The sequence below is a fragment of the Bradyrhizobium sp. GW821-FHT12B03 genome (assembly GCF_058807535.1).
Genome location: NZ_JBXAQU010000005.1, coordinates 197,131 through 213,977, shown reverse-complemented (window position 1 = coordinate 213,977; position 16,847 = coordinate 197,131). Strand labels below are relative to the sequence as shown.

13 protein-coding genes are annotated in these 16,847 nt (G+C 65.7%); 9 read left to right on the top strand and 4 right to left on the bottom strand.

Going from position 1 to position 16,847, the window contains the following annotated elements:
• Nucleotides 1–10: 10 nt before the first annotated feature.
• From AC1RUR_RS12580 to AC1RUR_RS12545, 8 genes are all read left to right on the top strand, one after another.
• Nucleotides 11–760, top strand: coding sequence for a glycosyltransferase family 2 protein (locus AC1RUR_RS12580; RefSeq protein ID WP_492844314.1), 750 nt, complete (start codon nucleotides 11–13; stop codon nucleotides 758–760).
• Nucleotides 761–919: 159 nt separating this feature from the next.
• Entirely contained in the window at nucleotides 920–1,882 is a 963-nt protein-coding gene (locus AC1RUR_RS12575; RefSeq protein ID WP_492844312.1) for a UDP-glucuronic acid decarboxylase family protein, read from the top strand.
• 41 nt (nucleotides 1,883–1,923) lie between these two features.
• Nucleotides 1,924–3,228, top strand: coding sequence for a hypothetical protein (locus AC1RUR_RS12570; RefSeq protein WP_492844310.1), 1,305 nt, complete (start codon nucleotides 1,924–1,926; stop codon nucleotides 3,226–3,228).
• 4 nt (nucleotides 3,229–3,232) lie between these two features.
• Entirely contained in the window at nucleotides 3,233–4,411 is a 1,179-nt protein-coding gene (locus AC1RUR_RS12565; RefSeq protein ID WP_492844308.1) for a CgeB family protein, read from the top strand.
• Nucleotides 4,412–4,538: 127 nt separating this feature from the next.
• Complete coding sequence (locus AC1RUR_RS12560) at nucleotides 4,539–4,985, top strand: cupin domain-containing protein (protein WP_492844306.1); 447 nt, start codon at nucleotides 4,539–4,541, stop codon at nucleotides 4,983–4,985.
• Between the two features lie 8 nt (nucleotides 4,986–4,993).
• The gene (locus tag AC1RUR_RS12555; protein ID WP_492844304.1) at nucleotides 4,994–6,115 is read left to right on the top strand and encodes a DegT/DnrJ/EryC1/StrS family aminotransferase; all 1,122 of its coding nucleotides are present in this window, start codon (nucleotides 4,994–4,996) and stop codon (nucleotides 6,113–6,115) included.
• On the top strand, nucleotides 6,112–6,879 hold the full coding sequence (locus AC1RUR_RS12550; RefSeq protein ID WP_492844302.1) for a class I SAM-dependent DNA methyltransferase: 768 nt from the start codon (nucleotides 6,112–6,114) through the stop codon (nucleotides 6,877–6,879). Before AC1RUR_RS12555 ends, AC1RUR_RS12550 begins: the two co-directional genes overlap by 4 nt.
• A complete protein-coding gene (locus tag AC1RUR_RS12545; protein WP_492844300.1) occupies nucleotides 6,876–8,084 on the top strand; it encodes a glycosyltransferase family 4 protein in 1,209 nt (402 codons plus the stop codon). The genes AC1RUR_RS12550 and AC1RUR_RS12545 overlap by 4 nt, the downstream gene beginning before the upstream one ends.
• Before the next feature lie 879 nt (nucleotides 8,085–8,963).
• On the opposite strand, the gene AC1RUR_RS12540 is transcribed toward AC1RUR_RS12545, so the two are convergent.
• Entirely contained in the window at nucleotides 8,964–10,538 is a 1,575-nt protein-coding gene (locus AC1RUR_RS12540) for an MATE family efflux transporter (protein ID WP_492844298.1), read from the bottom strand.
• A 45-nt stretch (nucleotides 10,539–10,583) separates the two neighbouring features.
• Nucleotides 10,584–11,249 carry a hypothetical protein gene (locus tag AC1RUR_RS12535; protein ID WP_492844296.1) on the bottom strand — a complete coding sequence of 222 codons (666 nt, stop codon included), beginning with the start codon at nucleotides 11,247–11,249 and terminating at the stop codon, nucleotides 10,584–10,586.
• A 345-nt stretch (nucleotides 11,250–11,594) separates the two neighbouring features.
• On the opposite strand from AC1RUR_RS12535, the gene AC1RUR_RS12530 reads away from it, so the two are divergent.
• Nucleotides 11,595–15,206 (top strand): autotransporter outer membrane beta-barrel domain-containing protein, encoded by a 3,612-nt coding sequence (locus AC1RUR_RS12530; RefSeq protein WP_492844294.1) that lies wholly within the window; start codon nucleotides 11,595–11,597, stop codon nucleotides 15,204–15,206.
• A gap of 12 nt (nucleotides 15,207–15,218) precedes the next feature.
• On the opposite strand, the gene gspM is transcribed toward AC1RUR_RS12530, so the two are convergent.
• The gene (gspM, locus tag AC1RUR_RS12525; RefSeq protein WP_492844292.1) at nucleotides 15,219–15,812 is read right to left on the bottom strand and encodes a type II secretion system protein GspM; all 594 of its coding nucleotides are present in this window, start codon (nucleotides 15,810–15,812) and stop codon (nucleotides 15,219–15,221) included.
• Nucleotides 15,809–16,846, bottom strand: coding sequence for a PilN domain-containing protein (locus AC1RUR_RS12520; protein ID WP_492844290.1), 1,038 nt, complete (start codon nucleotides 16,844–16,846; stop codon nucleotides 15,809–15,811). The genes gspM and AC1RUR_RS12520 overlap by 4 nt, the downstream gene beginning before the upstream one ends.
• Between the last annotated feature and the right edge of the window lies 1 nt (nucleotide 16,847).

Genomic DNA, 16,847 nt, shown 5'->3' with positions numbered 1-16,847 from the left:
CGGACCCGCCATGCCGCTCGTCTCGATCATCACACCATCCTGGAACGTCGGGGGCCTGATCGAGGAAACGATCCGCTCGGTGCAGAGCCAGACCTTCGCCGATTGGGAGCTCCTGATCGCCGACGACTGCTCGACTGACCGGACCCCGGAGATCATCGCCGCGATCGGCGAGCGCGATCCTCGCGTCAAGCTGATCCGGCAGGCGAGGAACGGCGGCCCGGCGCTGGCGCGACAGGCGGCGATCGACCGGGCGCAGGGCCGCTACCTCGCCTTCCTCGACAGCGACGATCTGTGGCTGCCCGGCAAGCTCGAGCGGCAGCTCGCCTTCGCGAAGGAGAAGAAGGCTGCGCTCAGCTACACCGCGTTCCGCCGCATCAACGAGGCCAACACGGTCACCGGGCGGCTGATCGAGGTGCCGGCCTCGCTCACCTATGGGCAGCTCCTGAAGAACACCGCGATCGCGACGCTGACCGCGATGGTCGACCGCGAGATCGCAGGTCCCATCGTGATGAAGAACGAGGGCTATGACGATTTCTGCCTGTGGCTCTCGATCCTCAAGCGCGGCCACACCGCGTACGGCCTCGACGAGGACCTTGCGCGCTACCGCGTCAGGGGCTCCTCGGTCTCCAGCCGCCCGGTGCGCTCGGCCAAATGGGTCTGGCAGATCTACCGCAATGTCGAGCACCTCTCCCTGGTCCGATCGGCCTGGTGCTTCGCCCATTGGGGCGCGCGGGCGTGGTTGAAGCGGCGGGAGTTCTAAACCCATCGCCCGGACCAGGCTGGAAAAAGTGCGAAAACAACCCCATGCACAGTAGAGGTAATTAAATACCTCTCTCCAAGCCCACTTGGCTATTGGCGAGTCCGGCCGTTGCCGATACCACTCAGCCCGCTCCCCGCCCCGGACAATCTGGAACCGATCATGCCGTTTGAAAGCTACAAGAACAGCCGCATCCTCGTGACCGGAGGCGCCGGCTTCATCGGATCGCACATCTGCGAACGACTGCTCGATGCCGGGGCCGAGGTGGTCTCCGCGGACAATTATTTCACCGGCAGCCGGCGCAACATCGCCCACCTGATCGCAAATCCGCTGTTCGAGGCGGTCAGGCACGACGTCACCTTCCCGCTCTACATCGAGGTCGACGCGATCTTCAACCTGGCCTGCCCGGCCTCGCCGATCCACTACCAGCGCGACCCCGTACAGACCACCAAGACCTCGGTGCACGGCGCCATCAACATGCTGGGCCTTGCCAAGCGGCTGAAGGCCCGCATCTTCCAGGCCTCGACCAGCGAGGTCTATGGCGACCCGCTGATCCATCCCCAGACCGAGGATTATTGGGGCAACGTCAACCCGATCGGCATCCGCTCCTGCTACGACGAGGGCAAGCGCTGCGCCGAGACGCTGTTCTTCGACTATTGGCGCCAGCACGGCCTGCCGATCAAGGTCGCGCGCATCTTCAACACCTATGGCCCGCGCATGCAGCCCAATGACGGCCGCGTGGTGTCGTCCTTCATCGTCCAGGCGCTCCAGGGCGAGCCGATCACCGTGTTCGGCGACGGCGGGCAGACCCGCTCGTTCTGCTATGTCGACGATCTCGTCGAGGCCATCATGCGGCTGATGGTGACGAACGAGGACATCACCGGCCCCATCAACATCGGCAACAATTCCGAGTTCACCATCCGTGAGCTCGCCGAGAAGGTCATCGAGCTCACGGGCTCGCGCTCCAAGCTGGTGTTCAAGCCGCTGCCCCAGGACGACCCGCGCCAGCGCCAGCCCGACCTCACCAAGGCGAAGGCGGCGCTGAACTGGGAGCCAAAGGTCGCGCTCGAGGACGGCTTGAAGGAGACCATCGCCTATTTCAAGCATTCGCTCGAAATCGCTTGATCCGCTCGCAACTTCAATCGTCCGCAGCGAGCCTGTCCGCCATGAGCGAACCGTCCGGCAGCATCAGCGATTTGCGGGCCCGCCTGGACTCGAAAGGCGCGCTGACGAAGTTGGTGCTGCTGCACAGCGCCGTCACCTGCCTGTCGCTGATCGAGGTCGCGACCTTCCAGCTCTCCATCGACTTCAACCCCAGGCGCTTGTGGATCGCGGTCATCGTTGCGATCGGTTTCTCCGTCGTCTCGCTGCTGTTCGCCTCCGCCCGCTTCTGCTTCGGTTATTTCGTCGGATACTATTTCTACACGATGATCCTGGGCTTCCTGTGGATCGACGTTTTCTCCGAGTACAGCTATCCGCATCTGCTCGCCGGGGTTTCGGCGGCGGTGTCGCTGCTGCTGTTCCTGATGCCCGTGCTGTTCATCAGGGCGCCGCTGCGGCCATTGGTGATCCTGTCCAAAGACCGCTTCGAGCAGCTGCTCACCTTCATTCTGGCGATTTCTGTGGCCGTCATTGCGGTGGCCGCGACCTACCATTTCAGGTTGGTCTCGATCGCAAACATCTATGACTACCGTGACAGCCTCGATTTTCCAGGACCGCTGCGCTATCTCATCGGCTGGGTCTCCAGCACACTGCTGCCCTTCGCCTTCGCCTGCTACTGGCTGCTCGGCTATGACTGGCGCGCCGGCCTGGTCCTGATCCTGCTGCTATTGTTCTATCCCATCACGCTGACCAAGTTCGCGTTCTTCACGCCGGCCTGGTTGATCGCGGTGGCCGTGCTGTCGCGGTTTCTGACGGCACGAACATCGGTCATCGCATCGATTTTCGGCCCGATGCTGATTGGGCTGCTCGTGATCTGGGTGACAGAGGCAAGTCTGAGAAGCATTCCCGGCAGATATTTCGACATCGTCAACATCCGGATGATCGCAACCGCGTCGGGCGCCCTCGACATCTACAATCATTTCTTCGCGAGCCATCCGCTGACGTGGTTTTGCCAGATTTCCGTTCTCAAGCCGCTGATGCATTGTCCTTACGAGGAGCCGCTCGCAGTGGTGATGCAGAACACCTACGACTTCGGCAATCTGAATGCGTCGCTGTTCGCGACGGAAGGGGTCGCGTCCGTCGGTCCCTGGCTCGCACCGCTGACCGCGCTCGCGGCAGGCCTCGTGCTGGCACTCGGCAACCGCGCCTCCGCAGGGCTACCGCCCCGCTTCGTCCTGATGTCGTCAGGCGTTCTGCCGCACGTCCTGCTCAACGTGCCGCTCTCGGTCGCCATGCTCACCCACGGCACCGCGATCCTGTTCCTGCTCTGGTACGTGATGCCCCGCAGCCTGTTCGAACCGAAACCGTGACGCCGTGCGCATCCTGATCCTCAACGCCGACTATCCGCGTTTCCTCTCCTGGCTCTACCGGCGCCGGCCTGGTCTCGAGAACGAGCCTTATGCAGCCCAGATGGCAGCCCGGAACGCCAGCCTGTTCGGCGTCGCCGATTTCTACTCGCGCAATTTCGCCGGCCTCGGGCACGTCGCCGCCGACATCCATGTCAACAATCCCTGGATGCGGGCAGCCTGGGCACGCGAGCATGGCCTTGCCGTCACTGAGCCGCCGCCGCCCGGCGCGCCGGCCGCGCGCGATGCCGTTCCCGGCTGGCTGCAACGCGCGGTCGCACCGTTCAAGCCGGTGCTGCGGCCGCTCGCACGCAGGGTCGGCCTCAGCCCGCGTCTCGACGCGGAAGCCGAAAACATCCTGCTGGCGCAGATCGAGGACTTCAAACCCGATCTCGTCCTCAACCAGGATCTGTTTCACGTCGACACGCGCCTTGCGCGCCGGATCAAGCAAATCGGCCGCCCGATCCTGATCGGCCAGGTCGGCATCTCGCCGTCGCGTGGCCAGGACTGGTCGGTCTACGACCTCATGATCTCGCAGATGGCGGCCGTCGTGGATTTCTTCCGCGCGCACGGCGCGCGCGCCGAAGTCGTCCATCTCGCGTTCGAGCCGGGAATCCTCGACGTGCTGCCTCCGGCGCCGTCGCACAGCTTCGACGTCACTTTCGTCGGCGCGGTCTCGGCGGATCACCAGCTCCGCGTCGCGCAGCTCGAGGCGGTGGCGCGGCGCTACGATCTCAAACTGTTCGGCAGCGGCCTGCACACCCTTCCCGCCTCCTCGCCGCTGCACCGCTGCTACCAGGGCGAGGTCTGGGGCGAGGAGATGTACCAGGCGCTGCGCGCCTCGCGCGTCACGCTCAATTCGCACATCGACATGGCTGGCCGCGAAGCCGGCAACGCGCGCCTGTTCGAGGCGACCGGCGTCGGAGCTTTCCTGCTCACCGACTTCAAGGACAATCTGCACACGCTGTTCACCCCGGACCGCGAGGTCGTCGCGTGGCGTTCGGTCGAGGACTGCCTTGCGCTGATCGAACGCCATCTCGCCGACGACGCGACGCGCCTGTCCATTGCAAAGGCGGGGCAGGCCAGGACCTTTGCGGCCCATACCTTCCGCCGGCGTGTCGAAGAGATCCTGGCTTTCGCCGGCTAAATCCCCGCCAGCGGGCATAACGATTGTTGCGCTCCGTCCGCCCTTGACGGTCTCGGCCAAAATGGCCAAAGTGCGCGACGGGACAGCTATCTCACTCTAATTACATCGCTTTTTGTCGAGGCCCAGGATGGAACACGTCGAACATGTTCGATTCGGCGACCAGCTCTACGCGATCATCGTGCGCGCCTCGTTCCGCGAGCCGGGTATCCATTTCTTCTCGTCGCCGGAACTGTCGCAGCAGCTCGCCTATATGAGCCATCCGCAAGGCAAGAGCATCGAGCCGCATCGCCACAACAAGGTGACGCGGGAGGTGCACTACACCCAGGAAGTCCTGCTGATCCAGAAGGGCAAGCTCCAGGTCGACTTCTACACCGTCGAGGAAAAATATCTCGAAAGCCGCGTGCTCGGTGCCGGCGACATCATCCTGCTCTGCAGCGGCGCCCACGGCTTCCACGTGCTTGAGCCGCTCGAGATGTTCGAGATCAAGCAAGGTCCCTATTCCGGCGAGAACGACAAGACCCGGTTTGCCGAAGCTGCGCCGTCCGAAATCCGGATCAAGGGCCCGGGCCTGTGACATCGCCTGTGACCGCACCGTTCATTCCCGTCAACACGCCGCTGCTCGACGGCAACGAGGCCGACTATCTCGCCGAATGCATCAGGACCGGATGGATCTCTTCGGAGGGACCGTTCATCAAGCGTTTCGAGCAGGCGATGGCCAAGGCCACGGGGCGGCGCCACGGTATCGCAGTCACCAACGGCTCGGTCGCGCTCGACATCGCCGTTCACGCGCTCGGGCTCGAGCAAGGCTCCGAGGTCATCATCCCGACCTTCACGATCATCAGTTGCGCCGCCGCCGTGGTGCGGGCGGGCCTCGTCCCCGTCGGGGTCGACTGCGACGCTGCGACCTGGAACATGACGGCCGAGGGCGTGGAAGCCGCGATCACGCCGCGCACGCGCGCGATCATGCTGGTTCACATCTACGGTCTGCCGGTCGATCTCGATTCGATCATGGCGCTGGCGCGCAAGCACGACCTGAAGGTGATCGAGGACGCCGCCGAGATGCACGGCCAGACCTATCGCGGCGCGCCCTGCGGCGGCTTCGGCGACGTCTCGACCTTCAGCTTCTATCCCAACAAGCACGTCACGACGGGTGAAGGCGGCATGATCCTCACCGACGACGACGCGCTCGCCGACCGCCTGCAAGGCTATCGCAACCTCTGCTTCCAGCCGCAGCAGCGTTTCGTCCACGAGGAGCTCGGCTGGAACGCGCGCATGACCAACCTGCAGGCCGCGCTCGGCGTCGCCCAGGTCGAGCGCCTGCCCCGCACGGTCGAGATCAAGCGCCGGATCGGCCGGCTCTATGACGAGCATCTTGCGGGCCTCAACCGCATCCGCCGCCCGGTCGCCCGCACCGGCTATGCCGACAACATCTACTGGGTCTACGGCATCGTGCTGAACGACGACGTGCCGTTCGACGCCAAGGAGGCGATGCGCCGCCTCGGCGAGAAGGGCATCGGGACGCGGCCGTTCTTCTGGTGCATGCACGAGCAGCCGGTGCTGCGCCGGATGGGCCTGATGGTCGACGAATCCCATCCGAACGCGGAATACATCGCCCGCCGCGGTTTTTACCTGCCGAGCGGCCTTGCCTTGACCGACGACGAGATCGCGCGCTCCGCGCAGGCGCTCAAGGAGATCCTGGCGTGACGGTGTTCGCCGAATATGCGCCCTGGTACGACCTTCTCTACCGGGACAAGGACTACGCGGCGGAGACGGCGTTCGTCGAAGCGCGCCTGCGCGACCACGGCGTCGCCTCGGGCAGGCTGCTCGATCTCGGCTGCGGCACCGGACTGCATGCGCTTGCATTCGCGCGCAAGGGCTGGAACGTCGCCGGCATCGATCTCAGCCACGAGATGATCGCAAGCGCCAAGGCGCGCGCCGAGCAGGCCGGGCTCTCGATTCCATTCCGGCAGGGCGATGCCTGTGTCGCGGGCCCCGAGCGTGACTTCGACGCGGTGGTGTCGCTGTTCCATGTCGCGAGCTACCAGACCAGCCGCGATGCGCTGGCGGCCATGTTCCGCACCGCTCACGCCGCGCTGAAGCCGGACGGCGTGTTCTTCTTCGACTATTGGTACGGCGGCGCCGTGCTGGCGCAGGGCGTCGAGACCAGGGTCAAGGTGATCGAGCAGAAACCGCTGCGCCTCACCCGCATCGCGCAATCCGACCATGACGAACAGGCCGCGACCGTCACGGTAAACTACACGCTGTTCTGCGAGGACACCGACCGCGCCACGATCCGGCGCGTCGATGAAGCGCATCACATGCGCTACTGGTTCCCGTTCGAGATCGATGCGGCGCTGGAGGCGAGCGGCTTCCGGCTCGCCGCTCACGCCGCATGGCTGACACAGGACGCACCACACACGAAGAGCTGGGCGGCCTACGCGGTCGCCAGAAAGAGCGGCACGCCGTGAGGCCTCTGCGGCTCGCCGTCATGCTGGAGCAGGCCCTCGAAGTCGGCGGCGGCTTTCAGCAGCCGCTCAACGACATGCTCTGGCTGCGCGACTGGGCGGCCAAGTCGGGCAACGAGATCGTGGTGTACTCGCCCCATCCGAAGACGCTGGAGATCCTGAAGGAATTCGGCGTCGCAGCCCGCCTGCGCAAATTCGGCCTGCTCGACTATGTCTTCCTGTTCCTGAAATATTGCGGGCCGTTCGATCTCGTCCAGATCGCGCTGAAGCTGAGATCGCCGTTCGAGCGCGCGCTGATCCGCGACGGCATCGACGTCGTGCATTTCACCTCGACCTCGAAGCGGCACCTGCTGCTCTACGAACTGCCCTTCATCATCACGATCTTCGACGGCTGCCACCGCGACGCGCCGGAATTTCCGGAGGTCCGCAGCTTCGGCGAGTTCGAGCGCCGCGAGATCCTGTTCGGGCTTGCGAGCACCAAGGCGGCGGTGGTGATCGTCAATGCCCCCGAGCTGACCGACGATCTCTGCCGACGCTACGCCATGGAACGGGATCGCGCGGTCTGCATTCCGTTCTCGCCCTCGGCCTATGTCAGCCGGTCCGCGCCCGATGCCGCCGATGATGCGGCGGTGCTGGCAAAATACCGGCTCGAGCCCGGCTACCTGTTCTATCCGGCGCAGTTCTGGCCGCACAAGAACCACATGACGCTGCTCGCCGCGCTCGCAAGCCTGCGCGAGCGCGGCATCACCGAACGGCTGGTGCTGTGCGGCTCCGATCGCGGCGGCCGCGACAAGATCAACGCGGCGATCCGCACCCTCGGCCTGTCGGACCAGATCTCCATCATCGGCTTCGTCGAGTCCGCCGAGCTCGGCGCGCTCTATCGCGGTGCCGCCGCGCTGGTGATGCCGAGCTATTTCGGCCCGACCAATCTGCCGCCGCTTGAAGCCTGGGCGGTCGGCACGCCCGTGATCTATCCCGAGGCCTTCAAGGCCCAGGCCGGCGATGCCGCGATCCTGTTCGACTACGACGATCCGCGCTCGCTCGCGGATGCGATCGTCACACTCCGCACCGACGGCACGCGCGAACGCTTGCGCACGGCCGGCCAACAGCGGCTCGCGCAGTTTGCCGAGGAGACCAAGGCCGGGCACCAGCAATTCGCCCGCCATCTGGAACGGCTGAAGCACCGGCTGGCGCTGACACCACGTTAGGGCATCTATTATCGAGGCGAATGTCGGCTTCAGATGGTCAAGCGGATGTTTTACGATAGGTCAGAGCGTTTGCCCTCGTGACCCGTAGGAGAAATTCGAAACGACGGGCGTTAGCCGCCGGGCGCCGCCCGCAAGACACCCGTATCAATGACCTTGTGGCCTGATCCCCAATGAAACGTAGCGTGGGAGACTATGTCGAAGGTTTGTGTCGGCGCAGTTGCGAGCCCGTCGGCGTCGGGAGGAGCACTGTTAGATGCGTGTCCGGGTATGAATGTGGCATTGGCAATGAGAGTAAGCGGCAATAGGCGACTTCATATGAATTGTCTTGGCAGGAACGTGGTCCGGGTCGAGCGCTGGACAGGATTCTTCCTTTCATGCATCGCGGCTGCGGCCACGGTTTGGCTTGCACCTTGCGGCCCCGCAACGGCTGATGGCAGCAGCCTGCCCGCTGATGTAACCGAGTTTGTCGGCCGTCGCGCCAGTTGTATTGAATGGTCCCAAAAGGCAGCCGATCCGAAGCAAGAAGCGCAGGTCGATAAAATCATGGGCTCGTTGAGGTGTGCGGATATCAAGGGGGAGGAGCAGGTACTCCGAACCAGCTATGCCGGTAATCCAAGCGTCATAGCCGCCCTTAACGCAACCTGGACCAAGATCGTCAAGCGGATACCCGTCCACTCCCCACCAGTGACTCTTCCGTCAGGACCGAACGACTAGATTACTTCATCGCAACGCCGTAACCTGCCTGCGAGTCCTCTGTCCCTGATCTTCCGCTTCTGGCCCCTATCACCCCCCCGGCGACGGCCCCGTATCGAGCCGTTATCGGGGGCACAGCGGACCTCAAATGCGGTCTGACGGAAACGCCGGCTATTAGTACGCGCCCTACGCAGGAACCAGCGCCCGCAGGCGCTCGCGCAGCGCCCCATTCAGAAGCGGGCTTGCCAGCATGCCCACCACGGCCAGCCAGATCGCGCATTCCACGACGAAGTGCGCGAGCCCGCTGCCCGGCACGAGTGCGGTGATCGCGAGCCCGATCAGCCAGCCCGACGCCACGATGCCAACGGCCATCAGCACCAGAAAAGCGATGTGCCTGAACGGATGATGCAGGGTCTGCCGCATCACCATCAGCGCGAGCAGGCCGAACTGGACGAGCATGTCGCTCGCGACCACGGCGAGCGCGGCGCCCAGTGGTCCGAGCCGCGGGATCAGGACGAAGGACAGCCCCAGAAAGACGACGAGCTGAAGTCCCTTGGTGCGGATCAGGAGCTCGCCGCGATTGCTGTGGTTGGCAAAGCCGAGCGCCAGCAGCGAGGGCGCGACTGCCGCCGAACCGAGCAGCAGCGTCACCGTGAGCGGTGCGTCATAGGGGATGCTGCCATGGGTCCACAGCGCGAAGAAGTCGGACCAGAACGGCAGCAGGCCCGCGACGATCAGGCAGGCAAGGCCGGTCACGAACACCGAGCCGTGGGCGTAGAGCCGGCGCAGCCGCTCCTTGTCGCCGATCGCATGGTCGTGGCCGAGCTCGGCGGCAAGCGGCAGCGTGACCTGGAGGCAGAGGCCGCGGACAAGGCTCGCGATCACGCGCGTCAGCCCCCATTGCGCCACCGCGACGCGATTGGTGACCAGCGCGGACACGAGCAGCACCGGAACGTTGACCAGCGCGAGCTCGGTGATGTTGGCGACCGCGAAAGGCAATGCGCGGCCGAACTGCCCGATGCTCCAGCGCCAGGACGGCGACACGAACGGCGGCCTGCCGGCCCGGCGCAGGAACGGAAACAGCCGCGGCGCGTCGAACGCGACGAGGAAGATCGCGAACAGGAGCTGCATCGACACGAAGGCAATCGCAACCGCGAGCAGGCTGCCGAACATCGCGAGTGCAGCAAGCTGCGCGAGCTGTCCGAGCAGCAGCGCGGCGTTTTGCAGCCAGACCGTCCGGCCATACCGGCCACGCACGCGATAGAGGCCGGAGACGAGGTTGGCTGGCAAGGTCAGAAGCATGCCCAGCGTCATCACCAGCATCGCGGCATCGAATGTCGCCGTTCCGTGAAAGCCGAGCACCGTCGAGGGCGGCGCCAGGACCACGGCCGCGCACAAGAGAACACCGAGCACCGCGATAACGGCGAGATAGATCCGCAGCAGGGCCGAGTAGAAGTTCGCGGTGCGCCCGTCGCAATCGGCGCAGGCCTTGAAGGCGAGAAACCGGTTGATCGCGCGAAGCTGCAATCCGGCATCCGCGACGACGACCAAGCTGCCGGCCGCATAGATCGCCAGCCACGCCGCGAGCATGTCGCCGCTCCAAACATGGAGGAAGGCCGGGATCAGCAGCAGCTGCTGGGTCAGCCCCAGCACCATCTGGACCAGGTTCGCCGACCAGCCCTGCAGGAGCCGGCGGGCACGGCCGACGGGGCCGCTGGAAATGTCGGCCTTGCCGGGCGCGTCAATTTGCGGGTCGGTCAAGCCGCATCCTTCCCGGCAAGCGATCGGCCCGGCGCGCGCAAGCGCTCAGAGTCCATCCGACTCGCCGTTCTTCGGCGTCGAACGCGGCTGGAAATCGGTCGTGCCCGGCATCATCAGCCTGCCGCCGGCATCTGCCGGGGGCCCCGCCGGGGCCGGATCCGACGGCCGCTGGAGCACCAGGACCTCGCTGCGATTGCCCTGCTTGAGTGTCACCTCGCGCGGCTGAACCTCCGTCAGCGACCAGCCGCCAAGCGATTCGCCCTGCCGCAGGCGCACGACCTTCTGGTCGATGCGGTTGACGAGAATCGCGATGGCGTCGCCCTCGCCCACCACGGCCCCCACCAGCAACAGCGGCGGCGGTGCCTCGACCAGCTTGGGCGGCGGCGGTGCTTGCACCTCTTCGACCGGAGACGCAGCGACCGCGCGCGGCGGCGGCCGGCGCGAGGCCGAGAAGATCGGGCGCTCCTGGGTTGCCGTCAGCGCCGAGAGCGGCACCGACCACAGCGGATTGCCGCGGGGGACCGGTTTGCGCGCAGCCTGCGCCGGCCGCGCAATCGGCCTCACCGCACCGACATCGACGCTTTCGGCGGGGCTGCCCGCGGCTTCGTCAGGCAGGATATCGATGCGCGAGGAGGTGGCGGCCGAACTCGCGGCACTGCCCAGCACCGCGCACAGCGCAGCCAATCCCATCGCTCTCAGCCACCCGGACATCCGATTCCCTTGCAAGCTCCCGTGCGACCGAAGGCTGCGCCAGCACGCCGCAAGCCTTCCGCAGCAAACTAGGCCCGATGCACCCCTCCATCAACCCGCATCACATCTGCCCAATTCCGGCGGAGCGGCCCCCTTTTTATCCTGCATATGTTGCGATGCATGAAAATGTTGCCCAACGGCCACGATCGTCGAAATTGCACCCGAAACAGGCTGGAACCCCGCGCAATCAAACCTCCGTTCATTGCGAGGCGCCGTAACGCCATGAGATTATTGCATGGTGCAGGTGCTTCGCCGCACGCCCGGGTTGCATGTTTGCGATGATTTTTTTCTGATTTGAGAGCAACGATGGCCGGACCGAAAATGGCGCGAGAGAGGATCGGAGACAGGCTGCGGTCCGTCACGCGCCACTCGCTGGCGACCCTGCTCGCAACCACCGCGCTCGGCGTCGTCGCCGCGCATGCCGTCGACGGCACCTGGACCGGCGCCACCACCGACTGGACGGATCCGACCAACTGGTCATCCAACCCGAGCGTGCCGGACGGAACCGCGACGTTCACCAACACCGGAAGCGCGAGCGTCGACAACAACAACGGCGTCGTCGTCATCGGATCGGTCCAGTTCACGAACACCGCGCAGGCCTACACGGTCACGATCGGCAACCCGTTCATCGTCAATGGAACGGGTATCAGCAACAATTCGGGCAATACGCAGAATTTCGTGGTCACCTCCGGCAACAATCTGGTGTTTCAGAACAGCAGCACCGCGAGCGGCGGCACCGGAGCCGTCACCATCACGAACAATGCCGGCGGCACCGTCAACTTCATCCAGAACAGCACGGCGGGAACGGCAAGCATCATCAACAGCAGCTTCGTCACGTTCGAGGATTCCAGCACCGCCGCCAGCGCCCAGATCACCAACAACGTCAACGGCCAGATCGATTTCTTCACCAGCGCCTCGGCCGGCAACGCCACGATCAACAACACGGCGGGAGCCACGCTGAGCTTCCACAACAGCACCACCGCCGCGACCTCGACCATCATCAACGACGGAACGGTGAATTTCGACGGCTCCGCCACCGCCGGCAGCGCCACGATCACCACCAACAACGGCGCAACGACGAACTTCTCCGGCACGGCGACCGGCGGCAGCGCGCGTTTCATCACCAATGCCGGCGGCGCCGTCGATATTTCCGGCCTGACCAGCGGCGGCATGACCGCCGGCTCGATCGAGGGCGCCGGCGACTACGTGCTCGGCGCCAACACGCTCACCACCGGCAGCCTCAACACCCCGACCCAGGTCGACGGCGTGATCTCCAGCACCGGCGGCGGATTGACCAAGGTCGGCACCGGCACGCTGACGCTGGCCGGCACCAACACCTACACCGGCGCGACGACGATCTCGGCCGGAACACTGGCGCTGTCCGGCTTCGGCAGCATCGCGAATTCCAGCGTCGTCACCGTCAACGGCACGCTCGACATTTCCGCGATCACGCCGTCGGCAGCGGCCCTCACCACGCTGGCCGGAACCGGGGCGGTCCAGATGGGCACCAAGGGAGTGTTCATCACCAACGGTTCGACCGAGTTCTCTGGCGTGATCAATGGAACGGGCGGGGTCGAGATTTTCAACGGCACCCAAACGCTCTCCGGCGTCAACACCTATACCAACGCAACCCAGATCGACGTCGGTGCGACGCTGGCGCTGAAGGGCAGCGGCTCGATCGCGAGTTCCGTCCTTGTGACCTTCTCGCCGGCTGCGACCGGGACATTGGATATTTCGCAGACCACCTCCGGCGCCTCGATACAGTCGCTTTTCTCGGCGGCCGGCGCCGGTTTCATCGCGCTCGGCTCGAAGACACTCACGATCACGAACGGAAGCGTGTTCTCGGGCGTCATCCTGGACGGCGGTATCGGCGGCGGCACTGGGGGTAATCTGGTGATTGCCAACGCCGCCACGCAGCAGCTCTCAGGCAACAACCTGTATACCGGCACGACCACGATTGCCGCGGGCGGCGAGTTGGACCTTGTCTTCTTCGGCGGCCTGAATGGCAGCATCGCTTCATCGCGGAACATCATCGCCGATGGTATCTTCGACATCTCGAACCTGACCAACGGCGGCACCTCGATCAGTTCGTTGTCGGGCGCAGGCAATGTCAATCTCGGCGCCAATACGCTGACAATCACCAACGCCAACGGCACGTTCTCGGGCGTCATTGACGATGCCGGCGCCGGCGGCGGCCTCACGCTGACCGGCGGCACGCAGACGTTGACCGGCATCAACACCTATACCGGCGCCACCGCCGTGAACGGCGGCACGCTGGTGGTGGACGGCTCGATCCTGAACAGCGCAACCACCGTCAATACCGGCGGCACGCTGGCCGGCAGCGGCACGGTGGCCGGTGTCCAGGTCAGCGGCGGCACGCTCGCTCCGGGCAGCGCGGCGACCCCGTTCGGCCCGCTGACGATCAACGGATCGCTGACCTTCACGGCGGCCTCGACCTATCTGGTGCAGGTCTCCTCGACCAACGCCAGTCTCACCCAGGTAACTGGCGCGACCGACCTCGGCGGCGCGACGGTGCGCGCCAACTTCATCTCGGGGACGATCAAGAAGCAGTACACGATCCTGACCGCGGCCGGCAGCCTCGTCGGCACCACCTTCAATCCGACCGTCGTCTCCAACATGCCGACGCTCAACGCGACGCTGAGCTACGACACCAACAACGTGTTCCTCAATGTCGGCCTCGATTTCACGCCAGCCGGCGGCCTCAACGTCAACCAGCAGAATGTCGCGAGCACGCTGACCAACTTCTTCAACGCGACCGGCGGAATCCCCGCGGCCTTCGCCGCGCTGACGCCGGCGGGACTGACCACCGCTTCGGGCGAACTCGGCACCGGCATCATCCAGTCCGCGATCAACGCCGACGGCCAGTTCCTGAACCTGATGCTCGATCCGACCGTCGTCGGCCGCAGCGGCGGCTTCGCCAAGGCGGGCAGCGTCGCGCAATTCGCCGAGAGCGATGACGCGGCTGCCTACGCGACCATGCGTCTGGCCAACGCGCGCGAGCGCGAGGCCTATGCGATGGCGACCAAGGCGCCGCTACTGTCATCACAGCCGAGCAGCCGCTGGAGCGTCTGGGCGGCCGGTTATGGCGGCTCCGCCGATGTCGGCGGCAATACGGCAGTCGGCTCGCAGGACCTGTCCGCACGGGTCTGGGGCGGCGCGGCCGGCGCCGATTACAGGATTTCGCTGGACACCCTGGTCGGCTTCGCGCTCGGCGGCGGCGGGCTGAACTACTCGCTCGCCAATGCGATGGGCTCGGGCTCCGCCGACCTGTTCCAGGCCGGCGTCTATGGCCGGCACAATTTTGGACCGGCCTACATCTCGGCCGCGCTCGCCTATGGCTGGCACGACGTCACCACCAACCGCACCGTGGCGCTTGCCGGCGCCGACCAGCTCCAGGGCCGCTACAAGGCCGACACCTTCTCGGCCCGCTTCGAGGGCGGCTATCGCTTCACGACGCCGATGATCGGCATCACGCCCTATGCTGCGGCGCAGGTGACGAACTTCAACCTGCCCAACTATTCCGAAGTCAGCCTCAATGGCGGCGGCCTGTTCGCGCTGAACTACGCCGCGCAGTCGCTGACCGACACCCGCTCCGAGCTCGGCCTGCGCACCGACAAATCCTATGCGATGCAGAACGGCGTGCTGACCTTGCGCGGCCGCGCCGCCTGGGCGCATGACTACAATCCGAGCCGCGCCGTCACCGCGCTGTTCCAGACCCTGCCCGGCACCAGCTTCGTCGTGAACGGCGCCAGGGTCGACGCCGACTCGGCACTCGTCAGCGCCAGCGCCGAAATAAAGTGGCTGAGCGGCTTCTCGATCGCCGGCACCTTCGACGGCGAGTTCTCCGGCAACGTCACGAGCTATTCCGGCAAGGGCGTGTTCAAGTACAGCTGGTGAGGCGACGAAGCCTTATTTCCCCGCCTGCCACTGGCCGGAGACGCCCAGGATCACCCTGACGCGGCCGGTAGGGGCATCGTTCAGCGCCGTGGTCTGCGGCACCTGGACGTCGAGCTGGTCGACGAACAGGAAGGGCATGCCCGCCTCGAGATCGTAGAGCAGCTTCTGGAGCGCGGGCTGCTCCAGCTCGCAGCTCACGACCAGACCGACGAAGCCGTCCTTGGTTTGCGCACCTGATACGTCGACCTGCGAAGACTGCACCGAGCCGCCGACATTGCCGACGGCCGCGGCAACCCGCTGCAGCAGATTGGCGCCCGCGACCGTCACGGTCGGCCCTTCCAGGAACGGCGTTCCGGGGTGCTCGGCCGGCGATGTCGCAGCATTGCCGGCGCCGCCCTTGCGACCACGCAACTGGTCGAGCAGGTCGGAGGTCTGCGCCAGCGCCTGGCGGTGGGCGATGATTTCGGCAATCGACAGGCCCGCCATCAGCAACAGCCCGCCCGCGATCGCGAGATAGAGCGTGACCGCGATCAGCGGCGAGCCGGTCAGCGCCCGCGTCACGGCGTTTCCGTTTGCGACCTTGACGCCGCTCATGGCGCTGCTCATGGCGCGTTCCTCGGTTCGATCTGCGCCTCGATGTGGAAGCGCTCGCCGGGATCGGAGGGACTCCGCGTCGTCGGGGCGTAAAAGGTCGCACGGGTGAAATGCTGGGACTGCTCGATCAGCGGGATCAGCGAGGGCGCGTCGCGGGTGAAGCCGCCGATCTGGAGCTTGTTGGCGGAAAGATGCAGCTCGGTGACGTAGGTGTGGTCCGGCAGCAGCCGGCTCAGCGACTCCAGCACGATCACGCTCGCCGGCGTCTCGTATTTGCGCCGCTCGAGCAGCGCGAGTGGCGAGCGCTCACCGCCGTCGCTACCGCGGAGCGCCGCGCGGCGCTGGGTGATCTGTCGTTCGAGCTCGCTCTCCTGCGCGCTGAGGCTGTCGGCCAGATAGCCTGCTGCGACCGATCCGACGACTGCCGCGACCGCGGCGAGGGCCAGCACCGCTTGCAGCGTCCGGCCGAGCCGCACCGGGTCGATCGCGCCGCGCGACTTCTGCTCGAACACCTTGATGCGCCCGCCCCCGCTCGCCTCCGTCACGATCGCGATCGCCGACGGATGGAAGCCCGACACCGCTTCGACATAGCCCATCGCCAGCCGGCGCGGCGCCGCGGCAATCTCCGTGCTGATGCTCTCGCTGCCATGCGCCACCGGCGGGCTGCACCCGAACACGGCCTCAGCGGCGTTCCACGGCGTCAGCCGGTCGATCTGCGCTCGCACGATGCCGTCGAGGAAATCGGCTGCGCGGGCCGGCAGCTCCAGGGTACGGAACAGGAAGCGCACCGGCCGCAACACGATCTCGACGCGGCTGCCGCGGACGATCTGCGCGAGATTGGCGCCCACGAACTTGCCGTCCTCGAACGCGATCTCCTTCGGCACGTCCTCCGACTTCGTCACCTCGAGCGCGAATGCGCCGGTCTCGGTCTCGACCAGCCGCACCACGCGCGGCGCCACCACGCGCTCCAGCCCGGCGACGATTGTGCCGGCCACGGTGCCGGTCCAGGCGTCGAGAATGCCGCGAAGGGAATGAAGCGAGCTCATC

What these genes read in the sequence shown, in the direction of transcription:
- AC1RUR_RS12580 (WP_492844314.1), top strand. Translation starts at nt 11, where the DNA reads ATGCCGCTCGTCTCGATCATCACACCATCCTGGAACGTCGGGGGCCTG.
- AC1RUR_RS12575 (WP_492844312.1), top strand. Translation starts at nt 920, where the DNA reads ATGCCGTTTGAAAGCTACAAGAACAGCCGCATCCTCGTGACCGGAGGC.
- AC1RUR_RS12570 (WP_492844310.1), top strand. Translation starts at nt 1,924, where the DNA reads ATGAGCGAACCGTCCGGCAGCATCAGCGATTTGCGGGCCCGCCTGGAC.
- AC1RUR_RS12560 (WP_492844306.1), top strand. Translation starts at nt 4,539, where the DNA reads ATGGAACACGTCGAACATGTTCGATTCGGCGACCAGCTCTACGCGATC.
- AC1RUR_RS12535 (WP_492844296.1), bottom strand. Translation starts at nt 11,249, where the DNA reads ATGTCCGGGTGGCTGAGAGCGATGGGATTGGCTGCGCTGTGCGCGGTG.
- AC1RUR_RS12530 (WP_492844294.1), top strand. Translation starts at nt 11,595, where the DNA reads ATGGCCGGACCGAAAATGGCGCGAGAGAGGATCGGAGACAGGCTGCGG.
- gspM (WP_492844292.1), bottom strand. Translation starts at nt 15,812, where the DNA reads ATGAGCAGCGCCATGAGCGGCGTCAAGGTCGCAAACGGAAACGCCGTG.
- AC1RUR_RS12520 (WP_492844290.1), bottom strand. Translation starts at nt 16,846, where the DNA reads ATGAGCTCGCTTCATTCCCTTCGCGGCATTCTCGACGCCTGGACCGGC.